The sequence below is a fragment of the Cupriavidus necator N-1 genome, from assembly GCF_000219215.1.
GTDB lineage: Bacteria > Pseudomonadota > Gammaproteobacteria > Burkholderiales > Burkholderiaceae > Cupriavidus > Cupriavidus necator.
Window position 1 is genome coordinate 1,987,348 of sequence record NC_015723.1, and the last position, 15,401, is coordinate 2,002,748.

Below are 15,401 nucleotides of genomic sequence, written 5' to 3' on the forward strand. Positions count from 1 at the left end.
CTGCGGCAAGCGGAGCAATCCGCGTGACGCCGTGCGCGCTATTCGTCCTCTTCCGCGCCGCCCTGCCAGCTGCCGGCGCTGTCGGCTTCGATAGCCGCCAGCGCGCCCGCCGCACGCTGCAGCGCGGGCAGCAATTGCAGCACCTTGTCGCGCGTCACGCGCATCACCGGAGCCTGCAGCGCCAGCCCCAGGTTGGACTTGCCGCCATCCGCGGCCGGCACCAGCACGCCGATGCAGACCAGCCCCGGCAGGAACTCTTCATCGTCCATCGCGTAGCCGTCGCGCTTCACGCGCTCCAGTTCGGCTTCCAGCTGCGCGTGGTCGGTCAGCGTGTTCTGCGTGTAGCGTTCCAGCTCCACGTTGGCCAGCAGCCGCTGGCGCTGCGCCGGCGCCAGTTGCGCCAGGAACAGCTTGCCCGTGGCCGAACAGTGCGCCGGCACGCGCGAGCCCGGATGCAGGTAGAAGCGCAGCGGCGCCGCCGTTTCCACGCGATCCAGGTACAGCACCTCGCCGCCGGAGAACGCGGTCAGGTTGCAGCTCTCGCCCACCTCTTCCACCAGCCGGCGCAGCACCATGTGGCGCGCACCGTGCGAGGTGCTGTTGAGCAACAGGTTCTCCGCCAGCCGGCGCAGCCGCAGGCCGGTGCCGTATTGCCGCCCGTCGCCGTTGCGCTGGATCAGGCCCGCGGCCTCGAGCTGCTGCAGCATGCGGTGCAGCGTGGGCTTGGGCAGGCCGGTTTCTTCCACCAGCGCCTGCAGGTTGAAGGACTGGTCCTTCTCCGCGATGACTTCGAGCAGGCCGAACAAACGCAGTGCCGGCGTGTCCCCATCCGGCTTGGCGTCACTTTTGGCGAGGCGCATATCGTTCATGCCTGGCTCCATCATAGGTAAGTTTCATTTTCAGAGTCAAATCATATCAATTATCGAAACTTCTGGTTGACCTTCCCCGGCGAACGGCCTACATTTCAGTGAAAGAACAATTTTTCGGAACTTCTGGTTCCAGTTTTTTAAGAGATCACCGGAGACAAGTCGACATGTACGGATAGGCCATCCCTGCCCGGGATTGCAAATACTGAACGACCACGGCCCCAGGCTGGCAATTACTGCCCTGCCACCTATACCAAGAGAAGCCGTGGCGCCTGCCTTAAACGCTGTACTGGCTGCAACGCAGTACCGACAGCAAGCGCAGCACAGGAGACACAACATGATCCAACAACCAGAGTCCGGCAACGGGCTATCCCACGGCCTGAAGCAACGCCACATGACCATGATCGCCCTGGGTGGCGTGATCGGCGCAGGCCTCTTTGTCGGCAGCGGCGTCGTCATCAAATCCGCCGGCCCGGCCGCGGTCCTTTCCTTCCTGATCACCGGGCTGCTGGTGGTGCTGGTGATGCGCATGCTGGGCGAGATGGCCTGCGCCATGCCCGGCAGCGGCGGTTTCTATGAGTATGCACGCGAAGCCTGGCGCGACCGCCCGGCAGTGGGCAACCTGGCCGGCTTCCTGACCGGCTGGATGTACTGGTATTTCTGGGTCATCGTGGTGGCGCTGGAAGCCGTGGCCGGTGCCGACCTGGTGCGCTACTGGCTGCCCGACGTGCCCAACTGGATCATCAGCCTGGTGCTGCTGGTGATGCTGACGCTGACCAACCTGGTATCGGTCAAGTCCTTCGGCGAGTTCGAGTTCTGGTTCGCATCGATCAAGGTGGCCGCGATCATAGTGTTCCTGTTCATCGCCGGCGTCTATGTGCTGGGCCTGGCCCCCGGGTCCCATGGCATGGAGGTGGCCAACCTGACCGCCAACGGCGGCTTCATGCCGCACGGCATTGTCCCGGTGCTGACCGGCGCGGTAGCCGCCACCGGCTTCTACTTCGGCGCCGAGATCGTCACCATCGCCGCTGCCGAGACCGCCGAGCCGCAGAAGGCGGTGGCCAAGGCCACCAGCTCGGTGATCACGCGCGTGCTGGTGTTCTATGTGGGTTCAATCCTGCTGGTAGTCTGCCTGGTGCCGTGGAACTCCACCAGCATCGCCACGCCGTACGTCAGCGCGCTGAACGTGATGGGCGTGCCGGCGGCCGCGCAGATCATGAACGCGATCGTGCTGACCGCGGTGCTGTCGGCACTCAACTCGGGCCTGTATGCCTCGTCGCGCATGCTGTTCGCGCTGACCCGCCGTGGCGACGCCCCCAAGTCGCTGGCCCGCGTGAGCCGCAACGGCGTGCCGGTGCGCGCCATCCTGGTGGCAACCCTGTTCGGCTACGGTGCGGTGGTGATGTCCTATGTCTCGCCGGATACGGTCTTTGCCTTCCTGGTGAATTCGTACGGTACGGTGGCGATCTTCGTCTACATCCTGATCGCGATCTCGCAGCTGCGCCTGCGTTCCCGCCTGGAGCGCGAAGCGCCGGGCCAGCTGCGCGTGCGCATGTGGTGCTACCCGTACCTCACCTACGTGGCGATCGTCGGCATGATCGGCATCGTGGTGGCGATGGCTTTCATCCCCGACCAGCGCACGCCGCTTGCGCTGGGTGTGGTGAGCCTGGGCATCCTGCTGGTGGCCTACGCCGCGCGGCAACTGTTTCGAGGTAGCGCGGATCCGGTAGTGCCGCTGGCGGAGATGCCACGCCCGGACCTGCACGAGTATTGATGACTGACCATGACTGACGTGGCGCGCCGGTGCAGTATGCTGGCGCGCTTCGCCGTCAAGGCAACGCCCCCTGCCCCATGAGCCTGAAGTCTCCCACCACCCTCTGGTCCCAGCTGTTCCAGCAGCATACCCACTCGGGTCTGAGCCTGCAGGGCAAGATCCGCCAGATGCTGGTCTCGGCCATCCTTGACGAGCAGTTGCCGCAGGGCGAGCCGCTGCCCAGCAGCCGCGAGCTGTCGGCGCAGCTGCGCGTGGCGCGCAATACGGTGGTGCTGGCCTACCAGCAGCTGGTCGATGAAGGCTACCTGGTGGCGCGCGAGCGCAGCGGCTACTTCGTCAACCCGGAGATCCTGGGCACGCGCGTGAGCGGCGTGGCCTCGCTGCGCGGCGAGGCGGTGCCCGCCCGCTCGGGCGAGCCGGACTGGGAGCGGCGCTTTGTGTTCCGCCCCACGCAGCAGCGCAATATCGTCAAGCGCGCCAACTGGCGCGACTATCCCTACCCCTTCATCTACGGCCAGTACGACCCGGTGCTGTTCCCCACCGCGGACTGGCGCGAATGCTGCCTGAAGGCGCTCAGCGTGCTCGACATCCACGACTGGGCCCAGGACATGATCCTGCGCGACGACGAATCCCTGGTGCAGCAGATCCGCACCCGCGTGCTGCCGCGCCGCGGCGTGTGGGCCGGCGCCGACGAGATCGTGGTGACCGTGGGCGCGCAACAGGCGCTGTACCTGCTGGCCGACCTGCTGGTCAGCCCCGACACGCCGGTGGGCATCGAGGATCCCGGCTATCCTGACGCACGCAATATCTTTGGCTCGCACACCTCCCACCTGGTGCCGCTACCGGTCGACGGCGACGGCCTGACCCTGTCTGACGCACAGCGCGCCTGCGACTACGTCTACGTGACCCCGGGCCACCAGTGCCCCACCACCGTCACCATGCCGCTGGCGCGCCGCCAGGCCCTGCTGCGCCAGGCCGAGGAAGCTGACTTCGTGCTGATCGAGGACGACTACGAAAGCGAAAGCCGCTTCGAAGGCGACCCCACCCCCACGCTCAAAAGCCTGGACCGCAGCAACCGCGTGATCTATGTCGGCAGCCTGTCCAAGAGCCTGGCGCCGGGGCTGCGCATCGGCTATATCGTCGGGCCGGCGACACTGATCGCCGAGCTGCGCGGCGCGCGGCGGCTGATGCTGCGGCACCCGTCGGCCTATATCCAGCGCGCGTTCTCGCTGTTCCTGTCGCTGGGCCACTATGACGCGCACCTGCGCCGGCTGGCGGCCGCGCACCGCGAGCGCGCCGAAGCGGTGCTGGCGGCGCTGGCCACGCATATGCCTGACTTCCGCGCGGTGCCGATCGCCGGCGGCGCCTCATGCTGGATCGAGGGGCCACCATGGCTCGATGCCGATGCGCTGGCGCGGCTGGCCGAGCTGCAGGGCGTGCTGATCGAGCCCGGCAGCGTCTTCTTCATGGCCGAGCCCGCGCCGCGCAACGGCTTCCGGCTGGGCTACTCGTCGATCTCGCTGGACCGCATCGAGCCCGGCATCCGCGTGCTGGCGGGCGTGGCGCGTGAGCTGCAGGCCACCGCCAGCGGCACCACAACCATCGCCGCCGTCACTTCCCGGGTCCGTCCCGCGGCCTGAGCCGGCCCGCGGCGGTGTCTCCCGCCGCTGGCCCAAGCGATTGTCCCGAACTGGCGCTACAGCGCCGCGCGTGGCTTCCCTATCCTCGAGTCATGGCCATTTCCCCACGGACCGGCAGACAACACTCAGGAGACCAACCCATGTCCAAGGACAACACCGCCACCGGCATCGAACTGCTGCAGGCCTTCAACGACGCTTGGAACCGCCACGACATCGAGGCCCTGATGCGCTTCATGGCCGATGACTGTGCCTTCCACGGCGTGGCCGGGCCCGACCTGCTGGGCCGCAGCTTTATCGGCCGCGAGGCAGTGCGCGAAGGCTTCCAGCTGGCCTGGCAGACCTTCCCCGACGCGCAGTGGGTCGATGGCGACCACTTTGTCGTGGGCGACCGCGGCGTGAGCGAATCCACCTTCCGCGGCACCCGTGCCGACGGCGCCCGGATCGAGGCGCGCATGGTGGACGTGTTCACCTTCCGCGACGGCAAGATCGCGGTCAAGAACGCGTACCGCAAGGATCGCCCGCCCGTCGTAGCGCCCGCAGCCTGACCGAGGAGACGCGCCATGCAAGCCGTAGCCCCCCGCAGCAGCCTCCTTGCCGGTGAGCAGTCCACCGCGCCCACCCGGCCGTACGACCCCGCCTACGATCCCCTGCACACCCCCACCCCCGGTCACGGCCGCGAATACGCGCCCACCTACTGGATCGGCACCGCGGGCGAACCGCCTGCCGACGACGGCCCGATCACGCATGACATCGACGTCGATGTGGCCATCATCGGCTCGGGCTTCACCGGCCTGACCTGCGCCATCTTCCTGGCACAGGAATATGGCATCAAGGCCACCGTGCTCGAAGCCAACCGCGTCAGCTGGGGCTGCAGCACACGCAACGGCGGCCAGGCGCAATGCGCGTCCGGGCGGCTCAAGCGCTCACAGTGGATCCAGCGCTACGGCCTGGACACCGCGCTGCGCCTACATGAAGAAATCTGCGACGGTATGGAGACCTTCAAGGGCCTGATCCAGGACATCAACTGCGACCCGCAGCCTGGCGGCCACCTGTATATCGCGCACCGCGCCAAGGTGATGCCGGCGCTGGAGAAGGAAGCCAAGCTCCTGCGCGAAGTCTTCAAGTACGACGCACGGATCATGGACGCCGACACCGTGCGGCGCGAGTATGTCGACGACAAGGAAGCCGCGGGCGCCATGCATGAGCCCGAAGGCATCGGCATCCACGCCGGCAAGCTCGCCTTCGGCTACCTGCGCCGCGCGCGCGAGCTGGGCGCCAAGGTGCATCCGTCCAGCCCGGTGACCGGCTGGGAAACGCGCAACGGCGTGCACTACCTGCGCACCCCCGGCGGCATCGTGCGCGCTCGCGCCGTGGGCGTGGCCACCGGCGGCTATACCTCGCAAACGCTGCACCGCGAGCTGAAGAACCGGCTGTTCCCGATCCTGTCGAACTCCATCGTCACGCGCCCGCTCACGGCCAGCGAACTGGCCGCGTGCAACTTCCGCACCACGCAGGTCATCACTGACACCCGCATCCTGCGCCACTACTACCGCCTGATGCCGGACGGCCGCCTGCAGATCGGCAGCCGCAGCGCCATCACCGGCAACGACGCACCGCAGGAGCAGTACAAGCAAAAGCTGATCGGCGACATGCACCGCAAGTTCCCTGCGCTGCAGGGGATCCAGGTCGATTACTCGTGGTGGGGCTGGGTCGATGTCAGCCACGACATGATGCCGCGCATCACCCAGCCGGATCCGGCCCAGTCGATCTACTACGCCATGGGCTACGGCGGCAATGGCGTGATGTACTCCGCGCAGGCTGGCAAGCGGCTGGCGGCGTTGATTGCTGGTAAGGCGTCGGCGCTACCGGAGTTGCCGATCTTTCGCTCGCCGCTACCGTTCCCGAATGTGCGGGAGATGGTGGAGTCGCAGATGTTTGCGCCGTTCCGAAGGATGGGGCAGCGGGTGCTTTACCACTGGTATCACTTGAAGGATGACGTGCTTTGAGGAATGTGGTCGGGCGGCTGCATCGAGGACGCCGGCAACGCGATAGCAGGCCTTCGCGCACTGCCGGTTTGCTCCCCTCTCCCGCCTGCGGGAGAGTCCCCCGCATGCGGCCCATGCCGGCTTGCCCCAGGAACCGGTCGTATAGTGGTTGATACTCGGCCTTGACGCGCAGTGTGGCCGCGTCCCCTCTGGTGCACTTCTTGTTGCCCGTGGGAGAGACTGGCTCCGGCAGACAGCATTGGGCTTGATTGGTGAGCGTCGTTAGCTTCCCGCTGGGTAGGTTTGTTTCCATTTTTGTGTCTGCCGGGCACGTTGGCGCCGATCCTTCCCAAGAAGAGGAGGCCGCAGATGAAAACGCTACCGGTATTGGATGACCGGGCCACCGGCATCGACGTGGGCAGCGAGAAGTTGCACGTGTCCATCGCGGGTGACACGCCGCGGGTCTTTGGCACCATGACCCAAGACGTGTCGACGCTGATCGACTGGCTGCGGGACCAAGGCGTGCGCTCAGTTGCCATGGAGGCGACCGGCGTGTACTGGCTGTACCTGTACGGTGCGCTGGAGGCCGCCGGCATCACGGTCCTGGTGGTCAATGGCCGGCAGGTGCGCAACCTGCCCGGACGCAAGACCGATATGGCCGACTGCCAGTGGCTGGCCACACTGCATGCGCACGGCCTGCTGCACTCCGGCTTCGTGCCCCCGGCCGAAATCCGGCAACTGCAGGACTATCTGCGCTTGCGCCAAGATCACATCACGCTGGCGGCCAGCCACGTGCAGCACATGCAAAAGGCGCTCGAGCGCATGAACGTCAAGTTCCATGCGGTCATCAGCGACCTCACCGGCGTCAGCGGGCTCAAGGTCATCGACGCCATCCTGGCTGGCCGGCGCGACCCCGCTGACCTGCTGACGCTATGCGACGCACAAATCCGCAAGCACAAGGGCGATCGGGTCAAGGAATCGCTACGCGGCATGTGGAAGGACGAACACCTGTTTGCCCTGCGCCAGGCCTTACAGAGCTGGCAGCACTACCAAAGCCAGATCAGCGAATGCGATCGCGCCATCGAACAGGTGCTACGCGCACTAAGCGGTCCACCCCGCGACGACGACCCGGCCTCGCCGGCCAAGCCGGGCGGCACGCATACGCCCAAGATCGACGGCCTGCACCGCATGCTGCTGCAGCTGTGTGGCGGCAATGATCCCACCCAACTGCCGGGGCTCGCCGACTACTCGCTGCTGCTCGTGATCGGTGAGGTCGGCACCGATCTGAGCCGGTGGCCCACCGCCAAGCACTTCACCGCCTGGACCGGGCTCGCGCCGGGCTCCCACCAGAGCGGCAAGCGCCGCTCCCAGCAATCGCGCCACCGCAACCGTACCGGCCAACTGTTCTGCACCATGGCCCGTAGCCTGGCCAACAGCGTTGACAAGGCCCTGGGCGGCTTCTATCACCGCCTCAAGGCCCGCCGCGGCGGCCTCATCGCCAACAAAGCGCTCGCGCGCAAGCTCGCTGCCTTGTTCTGGCAGACTATGGTCAAAGGCTCGGACTACGTCGAACACGGTCTGCGCTACTACCAGAGCCGTACCGCACAGTCCGAGCAACGCGTGCTACGCAAGCTCGCGCAGAAACATGGCCTTGATCTGGTGCCAGCAAAAACAATGGGTTAGCGATGGTTCCTGGGTAGGGGCCGGGGGAGAGGGCAGGCGCATGGCCAGCATCTGGGCGCCCCACTCCGCAGAGACGCCTGCCCTCTCCCCCGCCCCTCTCCCATAAATGGGAGAGGGGAGCAAACCGGCAGCGCCTCCCATCCTTGTCGGACCCCCACCGACACCCAAACCGGACCCCGCCGCCTCCACAGCCAGCACAGCGCCGCAGTATGATTCCCAAGTCTCCCGCCCCGGGAGCATCGCGGCCGCCCGCTGGCCGCAGTGCATCAGGAGGCACGCTTGGACCCAGCCCGGCCCCCGCAGGCTGAACCCACCCCCGCCGGCGACCTGATCGTCGCCCGCCCGGAGGGCCTGTATTGCCCACCGGGCGACTTTTATATCGATCCCTGGCGCCCGGTCGAGCGCGCCGTCATCACCCATGCCCACTCTGACCACGCCCGTTTCGGCCACGCCCATTACCTGTGTGCGGAACCCGGCCGCGGCGTATTGCTGGCGCGCCTGCCCGGCATCGACCTCAATACCCTGCCCTACGGCAAGCGCATCCGCCACCACGGCGTCACGCTGAGCCTGCATCCGGCCGGCCATGTGCTGGGCTCGGCCCAGTTGCGCGTGGAATACGGCGGGCAGGTCTGGGTCGCCTCCGGCGACTACAAGCTCGAAGCCGACGGCACCTGCGACCCGTTCGAGCCGGTGCCGTGCGATACCTTCATCACCGAAAGCACCTTCGGCCTGCCGATCTACCGTTGGCCGCCGCAGGCCGCGCTGATGGCGGAGATCTTCCACTGGTGGCAAACCAACGCGCAGGCCGGCCGCGCCAGCATCGTCTACGCCTACACCTTCGGCAAGGCCCAGCGCATCCTGCACGGCCTGCTGCGCCATGCCGGCGCCGACGGCATGCCGGGCCCGGTGATCGTGCACGGCGCGCTGACCACGCTCAATGCGGCCTATGCCGAAGCCGGCGTGGCGCTGCCGCCGATGGCACTGGCTTCAGATTTGCCGCCGCGGAGCCCGCTGCTGCACCAGGCGCTGGTGGTGGCGCCGCCTTCGGCGCAGCGCTCACCATGGCTGCGGCGCTTTGGCGATGCGTCCGACGCCTTTGCCAGCGGCTGGATGCAGTTGCGCGGCACGCGCCGGCGCCGCGGTGTCGATCGCGGCTTTGCGCTGTCCGATCACGCGGACTGGCCGGGACTGCTCAGCGCCATCGAGGGAACTGGAGCCGGGCGCATCATCGTGACCCACGGCAATGTGCCGGTGATGGTGCGCTACCTGAACGAACGCGGCTGGCAAGCACAGGCGTTCGAGACCGAATACGGCGACGACGACGAATCCGCGCGCAACGAAGCGCAGTCGGCGGACACCGAAGAGAAGCCAGACGCCGGCAACGAAGAGCCCGCGCCATGAAAGCCTTCGCCGACCTCTACGCCGCGCTCGACGGCACCACCTCGACCAAGGCCCGCCTCGCCGCGCTGATCGACTACCTGCGCGTGGCGCCGCCGGAAGACGCCGCCTGGGCGGTCTATTTCCTCGCCGGCGGCAAGCCGCGCCAGATCGTGCCGGTCTCGCTGCTGCGCGAACTGGCGCGCCAAGCCGCCGAGCTGCCCGACTGGCTGTTCGAGGAAAGCTACCAGGCCGTCGGCGATCTCGCCGAGACCATCGCCCTGCTGCTGCCCGAGCCAATGGACGCCGACCACGCCGGCCTGGCCGAATGGGTCGAACAGCGGCTACTGCCGCTGCGCGGCCTGCCGCCCGAAGCGCTGATGCCGCGTCTCGATGCGCTGTGGCGGCCGCTCGACGCGCACGGCCGGCTGGTCCTGTTCAAGCTGATCACCGGCGCCTTCCGCGTGGGCGTATCGCGGCTGCTAGTGACGCGCGCGCTCGGTGAAGTGGCCGGTATCGACCCCAAGCGCGTGGCCGAGCGCATGGTCGGCTACACCGACCTGTCCGCGCGTCCCGATGCCGCGCACTTCCTGGCACTGATCGCACCGGAAGGCGACGACCACCGCGAACTGCGCGGGGGCGGCCAGCCCTACCCATTCTTCCTCGCGCATCCGCTGCAGGCGCCGCTCGAAGAGTTCGATAGCGTCTTGGGCACCACGGAAAACTGGCTGGTCGAATGGAAATGGGACGGCATCCGCGCACAACTGGTCCGTCGCGGCGGCCAGGCCTGGCTGTGGTCGCGTGGCGAGGAACTGATCACCGAACGCTTTCCGGAAATCCTGGAAGCGGCCGGGCAACTGCCGGACGGCACCGTGCTCGACGGCGAGATCGTGGTCTGGCAACAGGGCCGCGTGCAGCCCTTCGCGCTGCTGCAGCAGCGCATCGGCCGCAAGACGCTGAGCGCGAAGCTGCTGCGCGAGGCGCCTGCCATCCTGATGGCCTATGACCTGCTCGAATGGCACGGCGCTGACTGGCGCACCCGACCAGAGGCCGAGCGTCGCGCGCGACTGGAACAAGTGGTGGCGGACTACGTCCACCCTTCGCTCGAACTCAGCCCGCTGGTGGAGGCCGAGAGCTGGGAACACTTCGCGCGGCTGCGCGATGCCTCACGCGAACTCGGCGTCGAAGGTTTCATGCTGAAGGCCGCCAGCGCGGCCTACGGCGCGGGCCGCACCAAGGACGTAGGCATCTGGTGGAAGTGGAAGATCGACCCCTACTCGGTCGATGCGGTGCTGGTCTACGCGCAGCGCGGGCACGGCCGCCGCGCCAGCCTCTATACCGACTTTACCTTCGCGGTCTGGAACGCCCCGCCCGGCACGCCCGGCCGCGCGCTGGTGCCGTTCGCCAAGGCATATTCCGGCCTGACCGATGAAGAGATGCGCGCGGTCGACGCGATCGTGCGCCGGACCACGGTAGAGAAATTCGGCCCGGTGCGCAGCGTGGAGCCCACGCAGGTATTCGAGCTCGGCTTCGAGGGCATCGCCCGCAGCGGCCGGCACAAGAGCGGCATTGCGGTGCGCTTTCCGCGCATGCTGCGCTGGCGCACCGACAAGCCAATCGAAGAAGCCGATACGCTGGCCACGCTGGAAGCGATGCTGCCGGGCGCCGCCGCGCCGCGGGAGGATGCGGCATGAGTCCGCCGCGCGCCGCGCGCAAGCCGGCGGAAGACACCGCTACCGAACCTCTGGCCGTCGCGCAGGGCCTGTCGGCGCTGTTCGACGCGCGCGGCTGGCAACCATTCGCCTTCCAGCGCGAGGTGTGGACCGCGATCGCGCGCGGCCAGAGCGGGCTGCTGCATGCCACCACCGGTACCGGCAAGACTTATGCGGCATGGCTGGGCGCGCTGATGGCGTTCGGCACGACGCGCGCGGCGCCGTCCCACGACAAACCCGCGCCGCCGCTGACGGTGCTGTGGCTCACGCCGATGCGCGCCCTCGCCGCCGACACCACGCGCGCCTTGCAGGCGCCGCTGGCCGAGCTGGACCTCGACTGGACCGTGGCGCTGCGCACCGGCGATACCGGCAGCGCCGAGCGCGCCGCACAGCAGCGTCGGCTGCCGACCACGCTGGTCACCACGCCCGAAAGCCTGACGCTGATGCTGACACGCGCCGATGCCCAGGAGACCCTGCGGCGCGTGCGCATGGTGGTGGTCGACGAATGGCACGAACTGCTCGGCAACAAGCGCGGCGTGCAGGTGCAGCTGGCGCTGGCGCGGCTGCGGCAGTGGCAGCCGGCGCTGATGGTGTGGGGGCTGTCGGCCACGCTCGGCAACCTGCCGCATGCGGCCGACGTGCTTCTGTCCGGCGTGCCCGAGGAGCAGCGCGTGCTGGTGCACGGGCATACGCCCAAGAAACTGGTGATCGACACGCTGCTGCCCAACAACGCCAGCCGCTTCCCGTTTGCCGGCCACCTGGGCCTGTCGATGCTTCCTCATGTCGTTGAAGAGCTGGCGCACAGCGGCACCACGCTGGTGTTCCTCAACACCCGCTCCCAGGCCGAGCTGTGGTACCAGGCGCTGCTCGACGCGCGCCCGGACTGGGCCGGCGAGATCGCGCTGCACCACGGCTCGCTTGATCGTGGCGTGCGTGAATGGGTCGAACTGAACCTGAAGAACGGGATGTTGCGCGCGGTGGTATGCACCTCCAGCCTCGACCTTGGCGTGGACTTCCTGCCGGTTGAGCGCGTGCTGCAAGTCGGCTCGCCCAAGGGCGTGGCGCGGCTGCTGCAGCGTGCGGGCCGCTCCGGCCACGCGCCGGGCCGCGCTTCGCGCGTGACGGTGGTACCCACGCACAGCCTGGAACTGGTCGAAGCGGTGGCCGCGCGGCATGCGGTACAGGCCGGCCGCATCGAAGCGCGCGAGTCGCCCGACAAGCCGCTCGACGTGCTGGTGCAGCACCTGGTGACGGTGGCGCTCGGCGGCGGCTTCCGCCCGGAAGCGCTGCTGGCCGAGGTGCGCTCGGCGTGGGCCTACCGCAACCTGACTGACGAGGAGTGGCAGTGGTGCCTGGACTTTGTGCGCCAGGGCGGCGCCACGCTGTCGGCCTATCCGGACTTCCGCCGCGCGGTGCCGGACGAGGCAGGCGTCTGGCGCGTGCCGGACGTGGGGCTGGCGCGGCGCCACCGCATGAGCGTGGGCACAATCGTCAGCGACGCCGCCATGCAGGTGCGCTACTGGAGCCGCGCGGGCAGCGGCGGCGCCTCGCTCGGCTCGGTCGAGGAAGGCTTTATCGCACGGCTGGCGCCGGGCGACTGCTTCCTGTTCGGCGGGCGCTTGCTGGAACTGGTGCGGGTGCAGGAGATGACCGCCTACGTGCGGCGCGCTACCGGCAAGCGCCCGGTGGTGCCACGCTGGAATGGCGGCAAGATGCCGATGTCGACCGAACTGGCCGAAGCCGTGATTGATACGCTTGAAGCCGCCGCCGCGGGCCGGCTCGATCCGCGCACCACGCCGGAGCTGCCGCTGATCCAGCCGCTGGTGGATCTGCAGGCGCAATGGTCGGCCCTGCCCACCCGCCAGACGTTGCTGGCCGAATCGCTGCACTCGCGTGAGGGCTGGCATCTGTTCCTGTACCCGTTCGCCGGCCGCTCGGTCCATCTGGGGCTGGGCAGCCTGCTGGCGTGGCGGCTGGGGCAGAAGGTACCGGCCACGTTCTCGGTCGCGGTCAACGACTACGGGCTCGAGTTGCTGGCGTCGGCGCCGCTGGACTGGGCCCACTGGCTGCCGCAGGTGCTGGCCGAGGAGCGCCAGCGCGACCTGGCCGCCGACGTACTGGGCAGCCTCAATGCGGGCGAGCTGTCGCTGCGGCGCTTCCGCGAGATCGCGCGCATTGCCGGGCTGATCTTCCAGGGCTATCCCGGCGCACCCAAGAGCGCGCGCCAGTTGCAGGCCTCGTCGAGCCTGTTCTACGAGGTGTTCCGCAAGCACGACCCCCGCAACCTGCTGCTGGGCCAGGCCGAGCGCGAGGTGCTGATGCAGGAGCTGGATGCGCACCGGCTCGCCGATACGCTGGAGCGCCTGTCGGCGCTGAAGCTCGACCTGCATGAACTGAAGCGGCCCACGCCGCTGTCCTTCCCGCTGGTGGTGGAATTTCTGCGCGAGAAGCTGAGCACCGAGAAGCTGGCCGACCGCATCGCCCGCATGCTGGCCGACCTGGAACTGGCGGCAGGTCCGGAGCCAGGCGAAGCGGAAAGCATGCCGGCCGAGGCAGTGGCGCAAGCCGCCAGATTCGGCATGGCCGACCACGCCGGCCCGTCCGGGCGCACGCCGCGCAAGCCGCGCCGCGTGCGCAAGCCTTCGAAGCCGTTGCCGCTGCTATGAAACCGGATGCCCGCACATTGGAAGCGCACGGCGCGTTCGCCGTGACGGCCGTCGGCGAGACGTTGTGGCTGCTGCCCGAGCATGCGATCTGGTGGCCTGCGGCAGGCATGCTGATGGTGGCGGATGTCCATTTCGGCAAGGCCGCGGCGTTCCGTGCGCTGGGGCAGCCGGTGCCGCACGGCACCACCGGCGACAACCTGGCGCTGCTGACACGGCTGACCCGGCAACTGCCAGTGGATGAGCTGGTCTTCCTCGGCGACTTCCTGCACGCGCGTGCCGCCCGTACGCAGGCGGTGCTACGGGCGCTGGACGACTGGCGTCACAGCCTGCTGCCGCAGGTCTGCTGCACGCTGGTGCGCGGCAACCATGATGCGCGCGCCGGCGACCCGCCTGAGTCCCTCGACATCTCCGTGGTGACCGAGCCCGCCGTGGCGGGCCCCTTCGCGCTATGTCATATGCCCGGCGCTTCTGCACAGGGCTATGTACTGGCCGGCCACCTGCATCCGGCCTGCCGCCTGCGCGGCGCTGGCGCAGACAGCCTGCGCCTGCCCTGCTTCCTGTTCGGCCCGCACGGCGCCATTCTGCCCGCCTTTGGTGCCTTCACCGGCCACGCCACCGTTCGGCCGCAACCGGACGAGCACGCCTATGTGGTCGGCGGCGGCCGGGTCTGGCCTGTTGGGCCTGCCAGACGTCCGGCTCAGAACAGCGTATAGCCACCGTCGATCACAAAGGTATCCCCCGTGTGGTATGCGGAAGCCGGGCTCATCAGGTAGACCGCGATGCCGGCGAAGTCGCTGCCCTCGCCCCAGCGGCGCATCGGCACGCGCTTGTGCACCATTTCCTGGAAGACATCGTTGCCCTGGGCCACGCTGGTCATCTCGGTCTTGATCCAGCCCGGCAGGATAGAGTGCGCGCGGATGCCCTTGCGCGCGTACTCCACCGCCAGCCCCCGCATCATCGAGATCACGCCACCCTTGGTGGCAGCATAGTGCTCGGAGCGCGGCGCGCCTTCAATGGCCGCGACCGAGGCCGTGCTGCACAGCACGCCGCCCTCGCCCTGCACCAGCATCTGCCGCACCGCGGCGCGCAGCGTGAAGAAGGCACCGTCCAGGTTGACGCGCATGGTCCTGCGCCAGGCCTCGGTCGGCATCTGGTCGAACGGCCCCTTGTTGCCGCTGCCCACGCCGGCATTGGCAAAGCAGCCATCAATGCGCCCCAGCGCCGCCACCGTGCGCTCCATTGCAGCATCGACCGCCTCCTCGTCGCCGACGTCGCAAAGCTCAGTATGCACCTTGCGCCCATGCTGGGCCAGGCGGTCGGCGGCGGCAGCGTTCTTGGCGGCATTCGTGCCCCAGATCGCGATATCGGCGCCGGCCGCGGCCAGCCCTTCGGCAATGCCCAGGCCGATGCCGCCGTTGCCGCCGGTCACCAGTGCCACTTTGCCGCTCAGGTCGAATGGATGCCTTGTCATGTGATTGTCTCCTTGGGTGGTGGGACATTCTTCACATGGCAAAGCGTTCAAGGCGTCGTCGGAATGGATGAAATCGCCGAGGCAGGTGACGGGCGCCAGGCAGGCCATTGCCACCGGATCGGCGGGACGGCCAGCCGGTGAATGCGCATTTGACGTCCTTATATGAACACCGCCCGGATGCCAAGGTAAATTGAAGGGCTTTGGCTTGTAGGTATGGGTTGCTGTCT

Annotated in this window: 11 protein-coding genes; 9 read left to right on the forward strand and 2 right to left on the reverse strand. The window is 68.1% G+C overall.

Translation table 11 applies throughout. The features are described 5' to 3' along the window. Positions 1–38: 38 nt before the first annotated feature. Positions 39–869, reverse strand: a complete 831-nt coding sequence (locus CNE_RS27085; protein WP_013953486.1) for an IclR family transcriptional regulator — start codon at positions 867–869, stop codon at positions 39–41. Positions 870–1,203: 334 nt separating this feature from the next. Between CNE_RS27085 and CNE_RS27090 the strand changes: the two genes are divergently transcribed. The 9 genes from CNE_RS27090 (at position 1,204) to pdeM (ending at position 14,416) form a co-directional block, all read left to right on the forward strand. Continuing rightward, the gene (locus CNE_RS27090) at positions 1,204–2,640 is read left to right on the forward strand and encodes an amino acid permease (protein ID WP_013953487.1); all 1,437 of its coding nucleotides are present in this window, start codon (positions 1,204–1,206) and stop codon (positions 2,638–2,640) included. A 77-nt stretch (positions 2,641–2,717) separates the two neighbouring features. Continuing rightward, the gene (gene pdxR / locus CNE_RS27095; protein WP_013953488.1) at positions 2,718–4,280 is read left to right on the forward strand and encodes a MocR-like pyridoxine biosynthesis transcription factor PdxR; all 1,563 of its coding nucleotides are present in this window, start codon (positions 2,718–2,720) and stop codon (positions 4,278–4,280) included. 140 nt (positions 4,281–4,420) lie between these two features. Next, on the forward strand, positions 4,421–4,825 hold the full coding sequence (locus CNE_RS27100; RefSeq protein ID WP_013953489.1) for a nuclear transport factor 2 family protein: 405 nt from the start codon (positions 4,421–4,423) through the stop codon (positions 4,823–4,825). 15 nt (positions 4,826–4,840) lie between these two features. Next, positions 4,841–6,286 carry an NAD(P)/FAD-dependent oxidoreductase gene (locus CNE_RS27105; protein WP_013953490.1) on the forward strand — a complete coding sequence of 482 codons (1,446 nt, stop codon included), beginning with the start codon at positions 4,841–4,843 and terminating at the stop codon, positions 6,284–6,286. Positions 6,287–6,598: 312 nt separating this feature from the next. Next, on the forward strand, positions 6,599–7,948 hold the full coding sequence (locus tag CNE_RS27110) for an IS110 family RNA-guided transposase (protein WP_148271675.1): 1,350 nt from the start codon (positions 6,599–6,601) through the stop codon (positions 7,946–7,948). Positions 7,949–8,227: 279 nt separating this feature from the next. After that, positions 8,228–9,349 carry a ligase-associated DNA damage response exonuclease gene (locus CNE_RS27115; RefSeq protein WP_049800649.1) on the forward strand — a complete coding sequence of 374 codons (1,122 nt, stop codon included), beginning with the start codon at positions 8,228–8,230 and terminating at the stop codon, positions 9,347–9,349. Then, positions 9,346–11,019, forward strand: coding sequence for an ATP-dependent DNA ligase (locus CNE_RS27120; protein WP_013953493.1), 1,674 nt, complete (start codon positions 9,346–9,348; stop codon positions 11,017–11,019). The genes CNE_RS27115 and CNE_RS27120 overlap by 4 nt, the downstream gene beginning before the upstream one ends. Next, entirely contained in the window at positions 11,016–13,703 is a 2,688-nt protein-coding gene (locus CNE_RS27125) for a ligase-associated DNA damage response DEXH box helicase (protein ID WP_013953494.1), read from the forward strand. The genes CNE_RS27120 and CNE_RS27125 overlap by 4 nt, the downstream gene beginning before the upstream one ends. Next, the gene (gene pdeM, locus CNE_RS27130; protein WP_013953495.1) at positions 13,700–14,416 is read left to right on the forward strand and encodes a ligase-associated DNA damage response endonuclease PdeM; all 717 of its coding nucleotides are present in this window, start codon (positions 13,700–13,702) and stop codon (positions 14,414–14,416) included. Before CNE_RS27125 ends, pdeM begins: the two co-directional genes overlap by 4 nt. On the opposite strand, the gene CNE_RS27135 is transcribed toward pdeM, so the two are convergent. After that, a complete protein-coding gene (locus tag CNE_RS27135) occupies positions 14,401–15,174 on the reverse strand; it encodes an SDR family NAD(P)-dependent oxidoreductase (RefSeq protein ID WP_013953496.1) in 774 nt (257 codons plus the stop codon). The genes pdeM and CNE_RS27135 overlap by 16 nt on opposite strands. Between the last annotated feature and the right edge of the window lie 227 nt (positions 15,175–15,401).

Coding starts and splice junctions, on each gene's coding strand:
- CNE_RS27085 (WP_013953486.1), bottom strand. CDS start 869: ATGAACGATATGCGCCTCGCCAAAAGTGACGCCAAGCCGGATGGGGAC.
- CNE_RS27090 (WP_013953487.1), top strand. CDS start 1,204: ATGATCCAACAACCAGAGTCCGGCAACGGGCTATCCCACGGCCTGAAG.
- pdxR (WP_013953488.1), top strand. CDS start 2,718: ATGAGCCTGAAGTCTCCCACCACCCTCTGGTCCCAGCTGTTCCAGCAG.
- CNE_RS27100 (WP_013953489.1), top strand. CDS start 4,421: ATGTCCAAGGACAACACCGCCACCGGCATCGAACTGCTGCAGGCCTTC.
- CNE_RS27105 (WP_013953490.1), top strand. CDS start 4,841: ATGCAAGCCGTAGCCCCCCGCAGCAGCCTCCTTGCCGGTGAGCAGTCC.
- CNE_RS27120 (WP_013953493.1), top strand. CDS start 9,346: ATGAAAGCCTTCGCCGACCTCTACGCCGCGCTCGACGGCACCACCTCG.
- CNE_RS27125 (WP_013953494.1), top strand. CDS start 11,016: ATGAGTCCGCCGCGCGCCGCGCGCAAGCCGGCGGAAGACACCGCTACC.
- pdeM (WP_013953495.1), top strand. CDS start 13,700: ATGAAACCGGATGCCCGCACATTGGAAGCGCACGGCGCGTTCGCCGTG.
- CNE_RS27135 (WP_013953496.1), bottom strand. CDS start 15,174: ATGACAAGGCATCCATTCGACCTGAGCGGCAAAGTGGCACTGGTGACC.